This is a genomic window from Thalassolituus sp. UBA2009 (genome assembly GCF_002335285.1).
Taxonomy (GTDB): Bacteria; Pseudomonadota; Gammaproteobacteria; order Pseudomonadales; family Oceanobacteraceae; genus Venatoribacter; species Venatoribacter alkanivorans.
In genome coordinates, this window is sequence record NZ_DDCJ01000037.1 from 8,220 (window position 1) to 25,836 (window position 17,617).

General features: G+C 53.7%; 18 protein-coding genes. 7 read left to right on the forward strand and 11 right to left on the reverse strand.

The window, feature by feature from the left end:
- Positions 1-2,345: ricin-type beta-trefoil lectin domain protein (locus B3P58_RS04145; RefSeq protein WP_286716214.1), on the reverse strand; the 2,345-nt coding region annotated here is incomplete at its 3' end.
- A 199-nt stretch (positions 2,346-2,544) separates the two neighbouring features.
- On the opposite strand from B3P58_RS04145, the gene B3P58_RS04150 reads away from it, so the two are divergent.
- Complete coding sequence (locus B3P58_RS04150) at positions 2,545-4,419, forward strand: methyl-accepting chemotaxis protein (RefSeq protein ID WP_286716215.1); 1,875 nt, start codon at positions 2,545-2,547, stop codon at positions 4,417-4,419.
- A 76-nt stretch (positions 4,420-4,495) separates the two neighbouring features.
- Here the strand turns inward: B3P58_RS04150 and B3P58_RS04155 are convergent, their stop codons facing one another.
- The 4 genes from B3P58_RS04155 to B3P58_RS04170 all read right to left on the reverse strand — a co-directional run bounded on the left by B3P58_RS04155 (position 4,496) and on the right by B3P58_RS04170 (position 8,330).
- Positions 4,496-5,617, reverse strand: a complete 1,122-nt coding sequence (locus B3P58_RS04155; protein WP_349676561.1) for an ATP-NAD kinase family protein — start codon at positions 5,615-5,617, stop codon at positions 4,496-4,498.
- A 56-nt stretch (positions 5,618-5,673) separates the two neighbouring features.
- A complete protein-coding gene (locus tag B3P58_RS04160; protein ID WP_286716217.1) occupies positions 5,674-6,747 on the reverse strand; it encodes a phospholipase A in 1,074 nt (357 codons plus the stop codon).
- Between the two features lie 144 nt (positions 6,748-6,891).
- Positions 6,892-7,341: a hypothetical protein gene (locus B3P58_RS04165; RefSeq protein WP_145469341.1), complete on the reverse strand. Its 450-nt coding sequence runs from the start codon at positions 7,339-7,341 to the stop codon at positions 6,892-6,894.
- A 92-nt stretch (positions 7,342-7,433) separates the two neighbouring features.
- Positions 7,434-8,330 carry a DMT family transporter gene (locus B3P58_RS04170; protein WP_145469340.1) on the reverse strand — a complete coding sequence of 299 codons (897 nt, stop codon included), beginning with the start codon at positions 8,328-8,330 and terminating at the stop codon, positions 7,434-7,436.
- Between the two features lie 141 nt (positions 8,331-8,471).
- On the opposite strand from B3P58_RS04170, the gene B3P58_RS04175 reads away from it, so the two are divergent.
- Complete coding sequence (locus B3P58_RS04175) at positions 8,472-8,972, forward strand: MarR family winged helix-turn-helix transcriptional regulator (RefSeq protein ID WP_286716219.1); 501 nt, start codon at positions 8,472-8,474, stop codon at positions 8,970-8,972.
- Positions 8,973-9,090: 118 nt separating this feature from the next.
- Here the strand turns inward: B3P58_RS04175 and B3P58_RS04180 are convergent, their stop codons facing one another.
- Positions 9,091-9,864 carry a ferredoxin--NADP reductase gene (locus B3P58_RS04180; RefSeq protein ID WP_145469338.1) on the reverse strand — a complete coding sequence of 258 codons (774 nt, stop codon included), beginning with the start codon at positions 9,862-9,864 and terminating at the stop codon, positions 9,091-9,093.
- Between the two features lie 143 nt (positions 9,865-10,007).
- Between B3P58_RS04180 and B3P58_RS04185 the strand changes: the two genes are divergently transcribed.
- From B3P58_RS04185 to B3P58_RS04195, 3 genes are read left to right on the forward strand one after another with little or no spacing between them, the layout of a single operon-like run.
- The gene (locus B3P58_RS04185; RefSeq protein WP_286716221.1) at positions 10,008-10,910 is read left to right on the forward strand and encodes a LysR family transcriptional regulator; all 903 of its coding nucleotides are present in this window, start codon (positions 10,008-10,010) and stop codon (positions 10,908-10,910) included.
- 30 nt (positions 10,911-10,940) lie between these two features.
- Positions 10,941-11,450, forward strand: coding sequence for a YgjP-like metallopeptidase domain-containing protein (locus tag B3P58_RS04190; RefSeq protein WP_145469336.1), 510 nt, complete (start codon positions 10,941-10,943; stop codon positions 11,448-11,450).
- Between the two features lie 52 nt (positions 11,451-11,502).
- Positions 11,503-11,946, forward strand: a complete 444-nt coding sequence (locus B3P58_RS04195) for a nucleoside deaminase (RefSeq protein ID WP_230330703.1) — start codon at positions 11,503-11,505, stop codon at positions 11,944-11,946.
- Positions 11,947-11,959: 13 nt separating this feature from the next.
- Here B3P58_RS04195 and B3P58_RS04200 read toward each other — a convergent pair whose 3' ends face one another.
- The 3 genes from B3P58_RS04200 to B3P58_RS04210 all read right to left on the reverse strand — a co-directional run bounded on the left by B3P58_RS04200 (position 11,960) and on the right by B3P58_RS04210 (position 14,842).
- A complete protein-coding gene (locus tag B3P58_RS04200; RefSeq protein WP_286716223.1) occupies positions 11,960-12,748 on the reverse strand; it encodes a sulfite exporter TauE/SafE family protein in 789 nt (262 codons plus the stop codon).
- Complete coding sequence (locus B3P58_RS04205) at positions 12,749-14,227, reverse strand: amidase (protein ID WP_286716225.1); 1,479 nt, start codon at positions 14,225-14,227, stop codon at positions 12,749-12,751.
- A 66-nt stretch (positions 14,228-14,293) separates the two neighbouring features.
- Complete coding sequence (locus tag B3P58_RS04210; RefSeq protein ID WP_230330705.1) at positions 14,294-14,842, reverse strand: SLATT domain-containing protein; 549 nt, start codon at positions 14,840-14,842, stop codon at positions 14,294-14,296.
- Between the two features lie 208 nt (positions 14,843-15,050).
- Between B3P58_RS04210 and B3P58_RS04215 the strand changes: the two genes are divergently transcribed.
- The gene (locus tag B3P58_RS04215) at positions 15,051-15,926 is read left to right on the forward strand and encodes a substrate-binding periplasmic protein (protein WP_286716228.1); all 876 of its coding nucleotides are present in this window, start codon (positions 15,051-15,053) and stop codon (positions 15,924-15,926) included.
- Here the strand turns inward: B3P58_RS04215 and B3P58_RS20750 are convergent.
- Complete coding sequence (locus B3P58_RS20750) at positions 15,851-16,129, reverse strand: cysteine-rich CWC family protein (protein ID WP_414716561.1); 279 nt, start codon at positions 16,127-16,129, stop codon at positions 15,851-15,853. The genes B3P58_RS04215 and B3P58_RS20750 overlap by 76 nt on opposite strands.
- 64 nt (positions 16,130-16,193) lie before the next feature.
- Here B3P58_RS20750 and B3P58_RS04220 point away from each other — a divergent pair, with 64 nt between their 5' ends.
- The gene (locus tag B3P58_RS04220) at positions 16,194-17,252 is read left to right on the forward strand and encodes an FUSC family protein (protein WP_286716230.1); all 1,059 of its coding nucleotides are present in this window, start codon (positions 16,194-16,196) and stop codon (positions 17,250-17,252) included.
- Here B3P58_RS04220 and B3P58_RS04225 read toward each other — a convergent pair.
- Positions 17,243-17,443 carry a hypothetical protein gene (locus B3P58_RS04225; protein ID WP_230330708.1) on the reverse strand — a complete coding sequence of 67 codons (201 nt, stop codon included), beginning with the start codon at positions 17,441-17,443 and terminating at the stop codon, positions 17,243-17,245. The two genes, B3P58_RS04220 and B3P58_RS04225, sit on opposite strands and share 10 nt — an antisense overlap.
- Between the last annotated feature and the right edge of the window lie 174 nt (positions 17,444-17,617).

Genomic DNA, 17,617 nt, shown 5'->3' on the forward strand with positions numbered 1-17,617 from the left:
TTTCCCTGCGCTAACTGATAGCGGATACCCGCCTGTAAATCCGCCAGTTCCTCGCCACTGAGCCCGGCATCCCCATGAATTAACAGGGCAAAATGCAGACTGTCAGAATTTTCTCCTTCAGTGACATCATCCCAGATGAATACCCGCTGGCCAGTGCCAGCCCCGCGATCAGAAATCATAACCACTTCATCCGCTTGCTGTGTTACCGCAGCCGATAATGTCGCGGCCGGAAAAATACCGGCGTCAGTAATTACAGTAAGTTGTTCTTTTGCCAAATGCCGTGGCCAGTAAATTTCCGTCGGCGCATCGCTTAAACGTCCGTGCCAGGCAGCAAAAGAAAATTCGGTATTGCGCAGAAATTCACGTTCAGAAAATAACGGCGGTAAAGAAACACGGATACTGTGGTAGTTCATCCGGTCACCGGCACGATCCGGTACCCGGCCTTCATAACTGAAATGCAGAAGATCCCCCTGCAATGCACGCGGATAGGCACGCTGTACCAGTTCGGCATTAATATTGTAGTTCTGGCCATAATCACGGATGACGGAAAAATTCTCGCCATTCCAGGCATCATCGTCGGTCATCACGCGCTGAGGATTACCGTTCTGTAATTCCTGATGGTTGTCGTAATAATAATCCCACTGCCATTGAGTACCGCTGATCAGAGGCGTATAAAAATCCACATACCGGTCTTTACCGGAAACGCGATCTGAGCTTTCCATCCCCTGATAGGTGGCATTTACCACCCGCTCGGTATCGGTATGTCCCCAACCGTCCAGCCACATACCGAACTCCGATAAAAACGGCGTAATATTCAGATAACGGGCTTCGTCACGGATCTGGTCAATATTGGAAAAATAGCTGCCATTACGCGCCACGGTTAAATCATTAACGCCCATACGGGCCTGATCATAAAAATGGCTGTTAAAAACAAAGCCATCACCGGGCTGATAGGTTAAGTGATGGCCACCGGTTGCCGGTGCAACGGCTCCGGCAATAGAACTCCAGAACACCATCGGCTCGGCAAACACCGGGGTATTACTCCAGCCGCGCTGATCCATTTCTGCACGCACACGCTGATAAAATGGCCACAGCACCTCATTATCCCAGTCGGCATAGCTCATAGTGCCGATGCCACCGTCAAAGGGTTCATTAACCGGATCAACACCAATAATCATCGCCCGCTGTGCGGCTGTTAGATGTGTCTGCAGATAATTCAGCATTTCCCCCAGCTGCCAGACAAACTGGCTCTGGACAAAATCCAGTTGCGGCATAAGAGAGAGGCCGGTGGCGGCATCACGCAGCTGAAACTGCTGATGGCTGTCTGTAACCTGACTGGCTGCCACACACTCCTCCAGCTGCACATTACCGTTATTCAGGCTCAGGCATTTATTCAGGTCCAGCACAGCGTGTACGCGGCCATAAGTATCCGCCATAAATTGCTGCGCGCTGCTGCCATTGCATTGATACACCTGAATATCGGTACCCGCTGCTGTTTTGGCACCGGCTACATCCAGACACTGGCCCGTGTCCGTAAGGCTGCGTAAGGTGCCATCCTGCCGATAATGCCAACGCTGATTAGCACCGCCATGGCAGCTCCAGCCGCCAACGGTGACCGAATTCCCGGCCTGGCCACCAGCAATATCCACGCACTGATCCAACGCAGGCAGATAGAGTTCAATATCGGCCAGATCCTGATTCAGCGCCCAGTGGTCAGCCCAGAAACCACGCATGGCATTACGTACCGCCGAATCGGATTGCTTGTGCGCAGCCCAGGTCAGCTGACAGGGCAGACCACAATCATCCTTGCCGTAAACATCGCTTACCGCCCAGCGCGGCGCACCATTACCGGTATCGCCGGAATCGGCCGTAAAGGTATGGCGGCTGTATAAATCCGAGTGATAATCCAACAGCACATACAGTCCGAGGTCCGCTGCGATGGCAATCTGCTGGCTGACCGCCGCCAGATAATCTTCATCCACCTGCCCCGGCTGCGGTTGCACACCTTCCCATGCCAGGGTGTAGCGAATCAGATTGGCGCCGGTTTTGTCCTTCAGTAAGCCCAGACTGACCTGCGCATCTTCACTGTTTTTAAAGGCTTTAAAGCCCGATTCTGCCAGCTTCACTTCACCGGATACGTTGAAGCCACGGAATCCAAGCTCGCGGCCAGAGGTAGCGGCAAAGACCTTATCCTGTTGACCGGCAACGACTTTTTCTCTGATAAGCACCTCCTCTGCAGCAGGAATGCTGTGCAAAGCAACAGCCTGCAGGGGGAGCAGTGTCAAAGCAGAAAGAATACAAAAACCGGTGCGCCGGTAGCGGCTGGCGTGAGTAATAATCGACATGGTAAGGCCCTGTTATTTTTTATTATGGTACTTACGTATTAAATTAGCAGGGATATATCCGTACTCCCTAGGACTTGCCATGCCAATGGCTACACCGGAAACAGCGATACGCAGCCAAAACCTGCCATATACCGCATACAACTGGCGCCCTACGGCAGTTGTTCTAGTCTTCTGTCATAGCTACATAAAGGTTAACCCCATGGTTATTGACAATTTCAGCATTAAAAGTAAACACAGCATGATTCTGGTGCTGGTTGTTCTCGGTCTGATTATTACATCGGCCTTAAGCGTTCAGCAGTTCACGCGCCTTGGTGAGCTGTCGAATGTGTTGTATCAACAGCAAACACTGAGTGCTGATATTTTGCTGCTGCGCCGTAATGAAAAGGATTTCCTGGCACGTAAAGATATGAAGTATGTCCAGCAGTTCGGCACCGTCGCAGATAAAACCCAGAATGACATCACGAAACTGAACAGTCACATGCGGGGACTGGGTCTGAATACCACTCAGGTCCAGCAACTGAGCACCCAAGTGAATGGTTACCGCAAGATATTTGATACCCTTGCCGCTGCTCAGCAGGAAATCGGTCTGGACCCTAAAAGCGGTCTGTATGGCGGCCTGCGCAAAGCCGTACATGATATCGAAACCTCGGCAAAATCTTCCGAAGACTATGAGCTGCTTTATTACATGCTGATGCTGCGCCGCCATGAAAAAGATTTTATGTTGCGCAGCGACCCATCCTATATGGATAAATTCAAAGCGGGTATTAACGATTTCAGTCAGGCGCTGGAACGCAGCAGTCTGGCCGGTAACAGTCAGGTTCAGCAGGAACTCAGGAGTTACCAGGATCAGTTCACCACACTGTTCAATAAAGAGCAGCTGATGGGATTAAACGAAAAAGAAGGTCTGCGCGGCGAGATGCGCAGCACCATCCATAAAACCGAAACCATTTTTGATGAGCTGACGGTCTACATCACCGGTGAAATGGAAACCATGACTCAGCGGGTATATACAACCCTCACGCTGAGCATCCTGTTAACCTTCGCCGTGGTTGCAACCCTGACCTTTCTTGTATCCCGTGCGATTTACCAGCCTGTGCAGAATATTACCGGCAAAATTCAGCGCATTGCCCGCGACCTCGACCTGACACAATTAATCGGTCACCGCTCTGGTGATGAAATTGGTATTTTATCTCATGCCTTTGACGCTTTAATTGCCACACTGCGCGAAACCGTTGAGCAGGTAAAATCCGGTGCAACCGAAGTAGCCTCCGCATCGGAAGAGATGTCAGCCATTACCCGTGAAGTCGGCGATGCCAGCAATCAGCAACAGGAAGAAGTTGCCCAGGCGGTTACTGCCATGACCGAAATGACCTCAACTATTCAGAACATTGCCGGCAATGCTAATCAGGCAGCCAGTGCCGTCAACGAAGTACATCGCGAGGTCAGTCGCGGAAAAAGTATTTCGGATGAAGCCCGCCACGAAATTGAAACCCTCAACAGTGAAATTCTGGAGGCCACTAAGGCCATCGAAAAACTGCAGAAAGACAGTGAAAGTATCGGCGCGATTCTGGGTGAAATCAGTGCCATTGCCGAGCAAACAAATCTGCTGGCTCTGAACGCTGCCATTGAGGCCGCACGTGCCGGCGAGCAGGGCCGGGGGTTTGCCGTGGTTGCCGATGAAGTGCGGACATTGGCCAGCCGAACTCAGGAATCCACTGAGTCTATTCGGGCAACCATCAACGAATTTAATAAAGGAACCGCTGAAGTGGTCAACACCGTGCTGAAATCCCGTGACCGCGCTGAAACCGGTATCGCCCGCGTAAGTGAAGCCAGTGAAGCTCTGCAGGTGATTTACAGCAACATCAGCAGCATCAACGACCTGAACACCCAGATCGCCACTGCAGCCGAAGAGCAAAGCTATGCTGCCGAAGAGATTAACCGCAACGTCGTACGTGTTAATGAGTTGGCCAGCACCAGCCATGAGCAGGCGTCTCAGGCGGCCTTGGCCAGTGCGGCACTGGCAGAACTGGCAGCGCGTCTGAATCAGACGGTAGAGAAATTTGTCGTCAACTGATGATTCAATCCTCCCCCAGGAGAACAATAAAAAAACCGGCCAACGCCGGTTTTTTTATGTCTTCATAGTATTCAGATTAAATCAGGGTATGAACAATCTGATCACGATAACCGGTGGTGATTTCAACGGTCCCCGCCCAGTCTTTATCCAATTGAGGATCACCACTGTCCATAATTAACGGCCGGCCATTCAGCGCGCCAATTTTTGTTTTGGTTGAAATAAGGCGGATATTCTTTTTACCCAGCAAACGCAAAATCTCCGGGCTGAACTGCTGATTACCACGGCCGAAAATATGTCCCTGACCGCCCATCACACTGACAATCGCCTGAGCCCGCGGATATTCTGCCAATAGTCTGAGTATGTCAGCCGCGGTTAAATCTTTACCAATCTGTTCGCGGTTAAAAACAGCATCCACACCCAGCAGTGTATTATCGAGCCCTAATTCATCCATCACCGCTTGCGTGGTTTTGCCTGAGCCAACCAGATACAACACATCATCATCCATATCGGCACAGATAAAGGCAGCAATATCAGCCAGCACCAGCTCTTCCACCTCAACGCCGCCCTGCTTTACCGCCTGCACAAAATGCCCGGCCTGTGGCACACGCATTTCACCGTAATGCCGTGCACGTACCTGATTATTGCGGAAAGCTTCTTCATCCAGATCACGCACTTCGGCTTCTTTAATATCCACCAGCCCGCCTTCAAGCAGACTGCGCACCACTTCACCGGATGCCGTCGGTGTAATGCCATAAACCGCTGAATGAATTTTCACGCCGGCCGGAATACCCAATACAGGGAGGGCATCGCCAACCACGGCACAGATATCACGTGCCGTGCCATCGCCACCGGCGAATAACAGTAAATCGACGTTATTCTCCAGCATCGCTGCGGCAGCCAGACGGGTGTGTTCCGCATTGGTATTGCATGGCGGAATATCAGCCTCAATCAGGCGAAATGAAAACCCCAGCTCTGTGAGCAGATCGGCCCCCATTTCTCCGGGACAAGTCAGAAAGTGGCAACGCTCTTTTAATGCCATCAAAACATCCAGCGCCTGACGGGTACGTAATACAGCTTTACGCTCAGCGCCACGGGCCAGAGCTTCGGCAACGATGTCCGCGCCGTCACTGCCCTTAAGACCAACGGCGCCACCGATACCGGCATAAGGATTAATAATAAGTCCGAGGGTTAACATCATAGAAATTCCGGCCTGAATGCGCGGCAATTATACCGCGCTATTGTTATACAGCCAGCTCAGAACCAGTCGCTGAGTTTAATGCCGACGCCAATACGCTCCTGATAGCGGTTGTAATCAATCAGGCTTTCACCGTAACCATTAAAATATTGCACAAATCCTTTGATTTTACGGTTGAGCGGAAAGGTCCAGCCGATTTCAATCGCGCCACGGTTTTTATCCGGATTCAGATTATTGCGCAACATAGTGCTGATATTGTGGTTGCCCATGACATAGATATAGGTGAATTCACCGTTACCCATATAATCGTCGATATCCGGGTTATCATTATCGGCGGGGTCAAAAGGATCGGCCTTACTTTCTTCCGGCAGGCGCCACCAGATCCGGGTGGAATAGATCCCTGTAGACGATACCGATGCGACCTGGGCAATAACCCGGTTCCAGCTGCGCGACATCGAGCTGGTCTGGCCGTTGGACTGGTGATTAATGGCCAGAGAAAAATAATCAATCCACTTATTTTGTGGCTGCCAGGAAAATATCAGCTCGGGTTCGTGGTTGGTTTCACGGAATGGCCGGGAAATATCGCCGTTGTACGCCTGCCAGAAGGAACGGTTGGTATAAGCCACATCAATGCTGCTGAATTTTCCCAGCAGACCTTCGGACAAACGGTATTTGATACTGAGCTGAAATACCGCCTCCAGATGATCATTGCCAGCTTCGCGTTCAGCGTCAGGATCTCCGGTGTAATGTTGCAAAACCCGGTTCTGTTCACGATCACTGGGACGGCCCTGATAAGACAGAGGCAACACATAATTAGGCCGGTGCGGGAGCATCACATAAGGACTGTCGGATGCCAGGCGCTCAACCTGAATTTTTTCAACCAATTGCGGCAGGTTGTCACGCAATGCTGGTTTGAACTCATCATCCGCAATCATATCAACCGGTTGCTGCTTGGTTTTCAGCGGCCCGGTGGCGGGTAATAATTCTTCCAGCACCGTCGGTTCGCTACCGGCTCCGGCATCAGCCTCAGTGTCTTCAGCATTGGCCACAAAAACAGGACACAGCATTGAGACCAGAACCGGGACCAGTAACGATACCTTTAAAATCAGAACAGCAGGGTTAAGCAGCTTCATACGGATTCCATCGCCAGACATTGCGCGGCCAATATAGCCGTGCCCTGAGCGAAGTGCGAGAGCAGCCTCTGCCTGTCCGGCCATTTTCCCGCCAAACAGCGCAGACACTCTGTCTCCCAGCTGCAACGATCGGCGTGCGCTGGCTTAAACCGTCATGCCGTCCGCTTCAAGATACGGTGTGCGGATGGCCTGATATTCATTTTTGCAGCCCGGACAGATGCGGATGTCTTTACTCAGAATCCGGCTGTGAAGATGCAGTAATTGCTGCTTACTCTCCCAGCAATAAGAGCAGTAAGGCTGACCATAAGGACGGCCATCCAACGTTTTGTAATAGCCATCACCGCGACGGCGCAGATTGCCTTTGTACACCAGTGCTTCATGTAAGCGGATCAGTTCTTCGTCACGGGCTTCACACACGCCCTGCAGCAAAGCCAGCTCCATTTTACTGGAGGCAACCGCCGAGGTAAGTTCAGCCAGCAGACGCTTCAGCTCTGTCTTATCCAGCACATAACCGGCGTCGCGTATCTGCTTACCGACATCCTGAGCAAAGTTCAGGCTGCGCAGTACATCTTCTACGGTACCTTGTCCGGGCATTGTCATTCTCCTGTCACACGATCATTCAAATAACGCCGGAAATCCGACGATTTATTTAACTAACCGGAGACATTGCAGCTTCAGTGCCAGTTTTAACTGACCCTGGCTGCAGACAAATGCCGCTGCGCCGCCGGATGCTGAGCCAGCAACACACAGAACAGCACCAGCGCAATGGCAAAAGCCTGACTGATATTCATCAGTTCACCCATCACCAGAACACCGGCCAATACTGCCACCACCGGATTAATCAGCCCCATAAAGGCCAGCTTATCAACGGCAATAAGGGTAATAGCACGGAACCACAGGTAATAACCCAGTCCCATACCCACCGGTCCGAGCCAGACCAGCGCCAGCACGCCCTGAGTATCCAGTGCCGGAAACGGCCGTCCCCAGAGCAGCATCAGCAGCAATAACACAACACCGGCACTGAACAACTGCGCACTGGCCAATACCAGCGGTTTGATCCCTCGCCCCAGAACCGGCATCAACAACACGCCCAGCGCCATGCAGAACGCCGCCGCCAAAGCCAGCGCCACTCCCGTCCAGTCAGGTTCAGCCGGAGCCTGCCAGACCAGCAGCCCAACCCCCGCCATCCCGCCCACCGCAGCCAGCAACTGCAAAGGGGCCGGCAGCCTGCCCTGCAACGCGCGCAACAGCAGTAACTGCAGCGGCATACTGGCCGTCAGTGTCGCCGCCATGCCGCCCGGTAAGCGCTGAATAGCACCAAACAACAACACAGTGAAGATGCCGATATTCAGCGCACTGAGCACCACAATGTTCAGCCAATGCCGGCGCCACACCGCCAGCGGCACCAGCCACACCATCATCACGCCGGGCACCACGATGCGCAGCGTCGCCAGCCAGAATGGATCAACTCCGGGGAGAAAAGCCTGCGTCACCGCGTAGGTTGTTCCCCACAACAAAGGAGCTGCCACGGCCATCAGCCATAGCGGCAAACCAACGGGTATATCTTTACTGCTCGCTGTCATTTCTGCCCACCAATTATCTTCACATTAAGATATTTAAAATAAAGATATCCCTAACGGCAACCACGGTCAAATATCTTTACGTTAAGATATTTCCCGGGCACACTGAACAGATTCCGTTTTACACAGGAAAAGCGACACCTTATGGCTCGGGATCATGTGGATTTTATTGCTGATCAATGGCAGCAGGAGCGGCCAGACCTGGATATCTGGCCGATGCAGGCGGTGGGCCGGCTATCGCGTCTGGCAAATTATACCCGTCAGGAAATCAGCGAACTGCATAAGCAGCTGGGGCTCGCCAGTGGTGAGTTTGATGTGCTGGCCACCCTGCTGCGCAGCGGCCCGCCCTACCGCTTAACTCCGACGGTTCTGTTTAAATCGGCCATGCTGACCTCCGGTGCCATGACCAACCGTCTGAACCGGCTGGAACAACGCGGCCTGATTGAGCGCCTGCCCGATCCCGATGACCGCCGCAGCCTGCTGGTACAGCTGAGCGACAGTGGCCGCGAACTGATTAACCGTGCAGTTGAGCACCATCTGCAATTGCAGGCACGTCTGCTCAAAGCATTGCAGCCTGAACAACAACGGCAACTGAACAATCTGCTGCGTCAGTTACTGCTCAGTTTTGAGCATGCAGAGGAATAACGGCCAATAAAAAAGCCCACCCGTTCTCTGTTCTGACGGGCCAAGATTCCGGCAGAACAGAGAACGGGCGGGCTTACCCGCTTGCCGCTATGACGGCGAATTCATTGGCAACAGCGCCTTACTTTTCGACGAAGGCGCGCTCAATCACATAATGCCCCGGCTTACCGCCACGTGCTTCTTCAAAGCCCATGTCATCGAGAATTCTGGTCAAATCATCCAGCATCGCCGGGCTGCCGCACAGCATAAAGCGGTCGGTTTCCGGATTCAGATCGGCCAGGCCGATATCACGGGTCAGCTTGCCACTGGTCAGCGCATCGGTCAGGCGACCGTTATTACGGAACGGCTCACGAGTAACCGTTGGGTAATAGATCAGTTTTTCGCGCACCACATCACCAAAATATTCGTTATTCGGCAGTTCATGTTCAATACGCTGCTGATACGCCAGCTCAGATACCCAACGCACGCCGTGGGTCAGAATCACTTTGTCGTACTGCTCGTACACATCCAGATCTTTGATGATGCTCATAAAAGGCGCCAACCCCGTGCCGGTGCTCAGCAGATAGAGGTTTTTACCGGGCAGCAGGTTATCGGTAATCAGTGTGCCCACCGGCTTGGTACCCACCAGAATTTCATCGCCAACCTGCAGCTTTTGCAGGTGAGAGGTCAGCGGGCCGTCCTGCACTTTGATGGAGAAAAACTCCATCTCTTCTTCATAGTTAGCGCTGGCAATGCTGTAAGCGCGCAGCAGTGGCTTATCTTCCACTTCCAGACCAATCATCGTGAAATGACCATTCTTGAAACGCAGCCCCTGATTACGGGTGGTGGTAAAGCTGAACAGGGTTTCATTCCAGTGATGCACACTGGTAACAGTTTCGCGGATCAGATTGCTCATAATGGCTGGTTCCTGGCGGCCAATTTAACTTGTCAGGCAGAGTAACCCACGGCAGACTATCGGCAAATCAAGTTATCTGAATAACTTTATTCGGTTTTACCGAATAACAACCCGATGCCGGCTCCGGCATCTCCGAGGCCGCCATGCGTTACACCCTGCGTCAGCTGCAAGTGTTTATTGCCATTGCCCACCACCAGAACCTGACCCGCGCCGCCGATGAACTGGCCATGTCGCAGAGTGCCGCCAGCAGCGCGTTAAAAGACTTTGAGCATCAGTTTGCCGTGCAGCTGTTTGACCGTGTCGGCAAGCGTCTGCAGCTGAATGAACAGGGCCGGCTGGTACGCCCACGGGCCGAAGCCTTGCTGGCTCAGGCGCAGGATTTCGAACAGATACTGCTGCGCCATGCCGAAGCCGGGCCGCTGAATGTGGGTGCGACCCTGTCCATCGGTAATTACTTGGCGGTGGGTTTAATGGCGAAATATATGGCCGAGCACCCGGATGCACCGGTGCGGCTGGATGTGGCCAACACCCGCCAGATTGCCGACAAAGTGCTGAACTACGAGCTGGACATCGGCCTGATTGAAGGCGAGCTGAATCATCCGGAACTGGAAATGATTCCCTGGCATAACGACGAACTGGCGGTGTTCTGCCACCCCGACGACGAGCTGGCGCACAAGCAACAACAGCAGGGCCATATCGATGACAGCGACTTACTCGCCGCCCGCTGGATTCTGCGCGAAAGCGGCTCCGGCACCCGTCAGGCCTTTGACCGCGCCCTGCACGGCCTGCTGCCCGACCTCAACATCACCCTTGAGTTACAGCACACTGAAGCCATTAAGCGTGCGGTGGAAGCGCGGCTCGGTATTGGCTGTTTGTCGCAGATTACCCTCACCGATGCTTTCCGCCGTGGCAGCCTGGTACATTTAACCGTCCCGCAACGCGACTTCAGCCGCCAGTTGTATATGATTGTGCACCGCCAGAAATACCGCAGCGCCGGTATTCAGGCCTGGATTGAGCTGTGCCGTAACCATGCTCTGAATCCCTGAAACATCGTTAACCATGCTTAAACCAAACCAATGAAACAACGCCAGATAAACTATCTCAACGGCTACAGCCCCGATCTGCAACGCCAGGCCGCCGAGTTACTGGAGGCCGGTAAACTCGGTCCGTTGCTGCAGAAAAAATATCCGCACAGTCACAGCCTGAATAACGAACGTGCGCTGTACGATTACACCATGGCGTTAAAAAACGACCACCTGCGCAGTTCTCCACCGCTGAGCAAAGTGATTTATGACGACAAAATTCACGTCATTAATCACGCTCTCGGACTGCACACCTTTGTCTCGCGGGTGCAGGGTAGCAAGCTGAAAGCCAAGCACGAAATCCGCGTGTCCACCCTGTTCCGTCAGGTGCCGGAGGCTTTTTTACGCATGATCCTGGTACACGAACTGGCGCACCTGCGCGAGAAAGAACACAACAAAGCCTTCTACAAACTGTGCTGCTATATGGAACCGGATTACCACCAGCTGGAATTCGACCTGCGCTTATACTTAAGCCACCGCGAACGTTTCGGCGATCTCTGGTAGCCCAATAAAAACGGCAACCGGCCAAAGCAAAAACAGGCAAAAGGACAAACCTATGAATGATCAGCAAGCGATGCAGGCCGCACTCGAAGAAGCACGTAAAGGACTGGCCGAAGGCGGCATTCCCATCGGCTCGGTTCTGGTTAAAGGCGGGCAGATTATCGGTCGCGGCCATAACCGCCGGGTACAACAGAACAGCGTGGTGTTACACGCCGAGATGGATTGTCTGGAAAACGCCGGACGCCTAACCGCCGCCGACTACCGCGAATGCACGCTCTACTCCACCCTGTCCCCCTGCGATATGTGCAGTGGCGCCGCGTTGCTGTATGGCATCCCGCGGGTGGTGATCGGCGAAAACGTTACCTTTATGGGCGCCGAGGCCCATATGCGCGAGCGCGGTGTCAGCCTGACCGTACTCAACGATGCAGAATGCATTGAACTGATGCGCGGCTTTATTGCAGATCAGCCAACATTATGGAACGAAGATATCGGCGTCTGAGTGCAGCGGCTTGTCAGCCCTGATACCAGACCCAGATCAGCCGTAACGCCAACAGCGTCAGCACCCAACGGAACAAGGTGCGGAACAAGGCTTCCGGAATCCTGCCCATCAGTTTCAGACCGGCACGGGTACCCAGATAACCGGCCAGCACCATCAGCAGCAGTAATGGCAGCCACTGGCTGAAGGCGAAACCGGCAAAGCCAAATACCACGACTTTTAATAGATGCTGCACGCTCATGCTGGTCGAAAAATTGGCCGTGTACTGCCAGCGGTCACCATCGCTGCGTCCCAGCCAGGCCGACACCAAAGGCCCTGTGGCTCCGACCAGCATGGTCGCCAGCGTCGTCAGCCAGCCTCCTGCAAACAACCCCAGAGGATGCTCCCCCAGCCCAACCGGCGGCACTTTGCCCCAACTCAGCCAGAGAATAAACAGACCGATAAACAGCGGAATAACACCAGGGTCCAGGCGCCCGCTCAACCAGTGCAAAGCCAGTACGGATAACACCACGGCCAGTAAAGCGCCGGCTAAAAACCAACCGACCTTAGGCCATTGGGTATGCCGCCGGGCCAGCCAGGCGCGGGAACCGTTAGAGCCCAGCTGCACCATGCCATGCAGCGGAATCAGTGCCAGCGGCGGCACAATACCGGCCATTACCGTAATCAGAAATGCCCCGCCGCCAACACCCAGTGCCGCTGTCAGCAACGAACCGAGAAAGCTGCACAGCAATAAGGTCAGCAACGCCGGTACCGATAACCCGGCAAAGAGTACAGTCAGCAGGCTGCCATCCTCCCCTCCCGGCATTCAGCTCAGCCCCGGCGGCGCACGGAAATCCATACCCGCCTGTTCCAGCAGCCGGGCAAACTCAATGGTCGTGCGGTCATCGTAGCGGCGCCCCAGAATCTGAATGCCAACCGGCAGACCGGCGGCGGTCTGCCCGACCGGTGCGCTGGTCGCAGGCAGCCCCATCAGGGTGGCCGGAGCAATCCACATAAACATATCGGAGTAGTTACGCTGCCCGCCATTCACATCCAGTTTGCGCACCTGAATCGGGACATCCTGTAAATGGCGGAAGGCCGCCGTCATCGCCACCGGCGTCAGCACCACGTCGTATTGGTCAAACAGCTTGCTGAACGACTCGGTCAGGCGATGACGCTCTTCGCTGCGCTTTACCCAGTCAGCATGGCTCTGCCCCATGCCCAGCAAAAATTCATCACCGTATGCCCCGCTTTTCATCCAGCGGCCAAAGCGTTTGGCCATGCCGCCCATCAGACGCATCATGCGCCGCTGGCCGGGCTTCATGCCGGACCCCAGCACCGAGCCCAGCAGGCTCATATACACCGGAAAGAATCGGCTCAGTGAGACTCCTTCAGGAGCGCCGTTCGTCACTTTCGCGCCCGCTTGCTGCAGCTGCTGGTACAGGCCGTCATACACCGGCTTCAGGGTTTCATCCAGCGGACAGAGCGGATCATCCAGCCACAGCAACACGCGGAAATCCTGCAGCTGCTTAGCCCGTGGCGCCGGCAGATTGAGTGACCAGTACTCCGACATCAGCGGCCCGGGAGCAGCCACCACCTGCAGTGCCAGATCCAGATCTTCGGCGCTGCGCGCCAGCGGACCGGGAACCGCCAGATCCGGTTCACTCAGCATGCCCGGCGGCCCAGGAATATGGCCACGGCTGGAAACAATGCCGTAGGTAACTTTATGGCCGAACACACCACAGAAATGCGCCGGTGTACGGATCGAGCCACCAATATCCGAGCCCAGCTCCAGTGCGGTAAAGCCCGCGGCCAGCGCTGCTGCGGCACCGCCGGACGAGCCACCTGGCGTACGGCTTTCATCCCAGGGGTTATTGGTCGAGCCGTACACCTTGTTGTAACTCTGAATATCGCCGGCATAGAGCGGCACATTGGTTTTACCGAAAATAATGGCACCGGCATCCAGCAGGCGCTGCACCGCAAAGGCATTACTGTCCGGCCGATGTCCGGCCAGTGCCGGTGCGCCGGCCACACAGGGCATGCCCTGCACTTCGAAGGTATCTTTGATGGTGATCGGCAGACCGTGCAGAGGTCCCCAGGACACACCTTCACGGCGCGCATTATCAGCCTCATCGGCACGGCGGAACGCAGCGTCAAAAGCGGTGGCGACCACCGCATTAAGCTGCGGGTTATAGCGTTCGATCCGCTGGCGGTAATATTCGAGCAGATCGCGGCTGCTCAGTTGTCCGGCGGCCATTGCCGCCAGTAAGCGGGTCGCACTCTGATAAGCCCATTCAGTTGGCATGCTGTCGTCCTTATTATTATGTGGATTCCGATTCCGGCAACAGAGCGGCAGCCGGGATGACTAGCGCTATTTTGCCCGTGTCAGCAAACGCTGGCGGGCATATTCATACTCACGTGGTGACACAATAAACATCTCGGCCCGCTCGTTAATCTCTGCATATTCCTTATTCAGCCGGCGCAGTTCCACAGCCAGTTGCTGCAGATTCATCAGTTCATCATCGTACAATGCCAGCAGACGCTCACACTCACGCGCCAGCTCCAGATAATCGTTACCAACTTCACGATGACCGGCGCAGTTTTTCTTAAAATCAAAAAAAGTCTGCACACCGCCCAGAGCGGCCGCCAGTAATGCCAGACCGGCACTGAGCCATTTGCCCCAGTCCGGCAACTCGGCCTGTAACAGAGCAAAAAATACCGACCCCAGAATCAGATTAATAATCACCACCGGGACACCACAGAGAATGTGCAGGTTACGGCGCTTCAGCGATGCATAAAAGTGGCTGTTCTTACCCAGCTGGGCGTTAAGGCGCAAACTGTCAATCAACTTCAAGGTTGACGGGATTTCAGCCACCGGGCCGGCGTCCGGATATAAAGTCTGGGGAGATGAATTGGTCATACCAGGCATCCTGCGTGGACATCAGAACAAAGAATCTGAGCAATAAATTGCAACAATAAGGCCGGACTATAACAGCGCGCAGAGCCGCTCCCAAGCCGGGCCCGTTAAATTAGTGTGAACCGTTCCAGAGCTTGATGAGTAAAATCTTTTCAAGCCCCGGACACAGGACTATTCTGTATACAATGCTTATACAAAAGAGGCCAAGGACTTGGTTAAGCAATCTTACAAAGTAACATCCCCCTTCCGACAGATCAGTGCCAGCCGCCGTATCATGCTTTGGCTGGCCCTGTGTTTACTGTCTCCGCAGCTGCTTGCCTCAGCACAGCCGGAAGCCCGGGTTAAAGTCGGGATCTATCCATATCCTCCCTATGTTGAACAGAATGAGCAGGGAGAATATGAGGGCATCGCCATCAGCCTTATTCAGCTGCTTAACGAGCACCAGAGTCATTATCAGTTTGTACCTGTGCCCATCTCGCCCAAGCGCCGTTATCAGGCCTTTACCATGGGCGATTATGACGTCATCTTTTTTGAGAACCCGGCCTGGGGCTGGCAGGGTATTCCCATAGAAATTTCCCGCCCCTATCAGACTGACGGTGAAGTCTATGTGGCACTGGCCGAACAAGGCCGCGACCAGCAATATTTTGCCGACCTCTCAGATAAGCGCATGATCGGCATTCTCGGTTTTCATTACGGCTTCGCCGCCTTTAATGCCGACGAACAGTTTCTGCGGCAGAATTTTCAGATGATTTTGTCCTGGACCAACGAAAAAAATCTGTCATTGCTGCGTGAGCGGCATGGCGACATTGCGGTCATGAGCAAAGCATTTCTGCATCGCTTTTTTAAAGATAACCCCGGCGCGCGTGAAGAATTTCTGGTATCGGATCGTTATGACCAGCGCTATCAGCACTCCGCTCTGATCCGTCCTGGTTTTATGCCCGGCGCAAAAGAGATCAACCAACTGATGGATGAACTGAAAAGCAACGGTAAGCTGCTGGAATTATTCCGCCCTTATGGTATCCGCGAGTGTTCTGAAATCAGTCTCGATGCACAACCCGGACAAATGCAGGACGTCTGCCTGGAATAATTTTCTGGCAGATCAGCCTGCTGGTGCAGCAATTTACTGAGACTGACTTCCGTCTGAAAACACCAGCAAGCCGATGGCTCTGTTTGTGCTGCAACCGCACACTGGTTAAGCCCGCCGCAGAGCGGACAACACTGCTCATCTGCACCCTCTGAACAGTTTTCCGCCTGCTGAACGCTGGTATGATTGTCCCCTGAAAACGACATAAAACCTCTGTAAGCCAATACCTCATCGCCGTATCATAGTCCTTTGCATGCTCAGGTTGAATCTATGCCGCTCTCGCCACAGCGTTCCTCACGCTGGTCCATCATAAAACAGGAAATGCGTGCCCTGCTGCACCTTAATCCGACCACCCGTCCTTGGCATTTACCCTTGCTGGTCGCGTGTTGTTCGGCACTGCCTGCATTAGCGGGTGTACTGTATGGCGATATAAAATCCGGCATTCTCGGCTGTGTTGGTGCGCTGGTGATTCTGTATCTGCCCGCCGCCGGATTGCGTCGCCGCCTGCTGACACTGCTGGCCTGCAGCCTTGGTTTTCAGCTCAGTTTTTTACTCGCCAGCATCAGCTCAAATCCTCTGAGTGCTGCCCTGATGCTGCTGTTGATAACCATGGCCAGCACCTTTCTGACACGCAGGCTAAGCATGCCACCACCAGGAAGTTTCTTTTTTATTCTGGTTGCCGCGCTGGCAAGCGTTCTGCCTCATGAGACGGAACAGATTTCACATAGACTGTTGCTGGTTGGCCTCGGCAGTGCGGGAGCCTGTATTCTTGCCCTGCTGTACAGTCTGCTGTTGCCAACAGAAACAACACCACCAGTCAGCGCCGTTGCCCCGGCACGCCGGATACTGGCCGAAGCCACGGTTATCGCCGTCTTTGTTGCAGCGTCATCGTTATTAGCCAACGCGCTACAGCTGCATAATCCGTACTGGGTACCCATTTCCTGCGCCGCGATTATTCAGGGCGCCAACTTTCGTTTGGTATGGCAACGGAAAATACACCGCGTCGTCGGCACCGCACTGGGATTGGGCATCGCATGGCTGATTTTTGCCTTGCAGCCCAACGGCTGGATGCTGGTGCTGATTATTGGTTTGCTGAGTTTTTCGATTGAAGTTCTGGTGGTGCGTAATTACGGCATTGCTATGCTCTTTATTACGCCATTAACACTGCTTTTTGCCGAAGTAACGGCGCTGCAAAGTCCGCTGGATACCCTTATGCTGGCGCGTTTCAGCGATATCTTACTGGGTAGTCTGATTGGTCTTATTGGTGGCTGGCTGATTCACCACCCACGTTATCTGGGTCGTATCAGCGCACAGCATAATCAGGATTGATGATCCTTTTTCACCGCCATTTCCGGTTGAACTAAGTACATTTCTTCCGGCGGATGAAAATACACATTCGCTGTGCAGCCGCTCAGCCATCCCAGCATGACCGCCAGAAATATCCGCCGCTGAAAATTATAAATAACCGGTTGAGAAAAATACGTCCGTAACTGTGCTATTCCGCTGAAAAATACCGGCATCGTTATCCCTAACAAGCAGTCATTTCATGATATGCAGGCCATCATCAATAAGGCGCTACGCTAAAAATAAACTTATCAGTCTGACCATCAGCAAACAAGGGATTTATTGCGACATAAAATCGCCAGCAGCATGCAGAAGTGTTCTGGAAACAGCTTCAAAAAGCCCATAAAAAA

Bases quoted from the DNA above. Each gene is read 5' to 3' on its own strand.
- B3P58_RS04150 (WP_286716215.1), top strand. From the start codon at position 2,545: ATGGTTATTGACAATTTCAGCATTAAAAGTAAACACAGCATGATTCTG.
- B3P58_RS04155 (WP_349676561.1), bottom strand. From the start codon at position 5,617: ATGATGTTAACCCTCGGACTTATTATTAATCCTTATGCCGGTATCGGT.
- B3P58_RS04160 (WP_286716217.1), bottom strand. From the start codon at position 6,747: ATGAAGCTGCTTAACCCTGCTGTTCTGATTTTAAAGGTATCGTTACTG.
- B3P58_RS04165 (WP_145469341.1), bottom strand. From the start codon at position 7,341: ATGCCCGGACAAGGTACCGTAGAAGATGTACTGCGCAGCCTGAACTTT.
- B3P58_RS04170 (WP_145469340.1), bottom strand. From the start codon at position 8,330: ATGACAGCGAGCAGTAAAGATATACCCGTTGGTTTGCCGCTATGGCTG.
- B3P58_RS04175 (WP_286716219.1), top strand. From the start codon at position 8,472: ATGGCTCGGGATCATGTGGATTTTATTGCTGATCAATGGCAGCAGGAG.
- B3P58_RS04180 (WP_145469338.1), bottom strand. From the start codon at position 9,864: ATGAGCAATCTGATCCGCGAAACTGTTACCAGTGTGCATCACTGGAAT.
- B3P58_RS04185 (WP_286716221.1), top strand. From the start codon at position 10,008: ATGCGTTACACCCTGCGTCAGCTGCAAGTGTTTATTGCCATTGCCCAC.
- B3P58_RS04190 (WP_145469336.1), top strand. From the start codon at position 10,941: ATGAAACAACGCCAGATAAACTATCTCAACGGCTACAGCCCCGATCTG.
- B3P58_RS04195 (WP_230330703.1), top strand. From the start codon at position 11,503: ATGAATGATCAGCAAGCGATGCAGGCCGCACTCGAAGAAGCACGTAAA.
- B3P58_RS04200 (WP_286716223.1), bottom strand. From the start codon at position 12,748: ATGCCGGGAGGGGAGGATGGCAGCCTGCTGACTGTACTCTTTGCCGGG.
- B3P58_RS04205 (WP_286716225.1), bottom strand. From the start codon at position 14,227: ATGCCAACTGAATGGGCTTATCAGAGTGCGACCCGCTTACTGGCGGCA.
- B3P58_RS04210 (WP_230330705.1), bottom strand. From the start codon at position 14,842: ATGACCAATTCATCTCCCCAGACTTTATATCCGGACGCCGGCCCGGTG.
- B3P58_RS20750 (WP_414716561.1), bottom strand. From the start codon at position 16,129: ATGTCGTTTTCAGGGGACAATCATACCAGCGTTCAGCAGGCGGAAAAC.
- B3P58_RS04220 (WP_286716230.1), top strand. From the start codon at position 16,194: ATGCCGCTCTCGCCACAGCGTTCCTCACGCTGGTCCATCATAAAACAG.
- B3P58_RS04225 (WP_230330708.1), bottom strand. From the start codon at position 17,443: ATGCCGGTATTTTTCAGCGGAATAGCACAGTTACGGACGTATTTTTCT.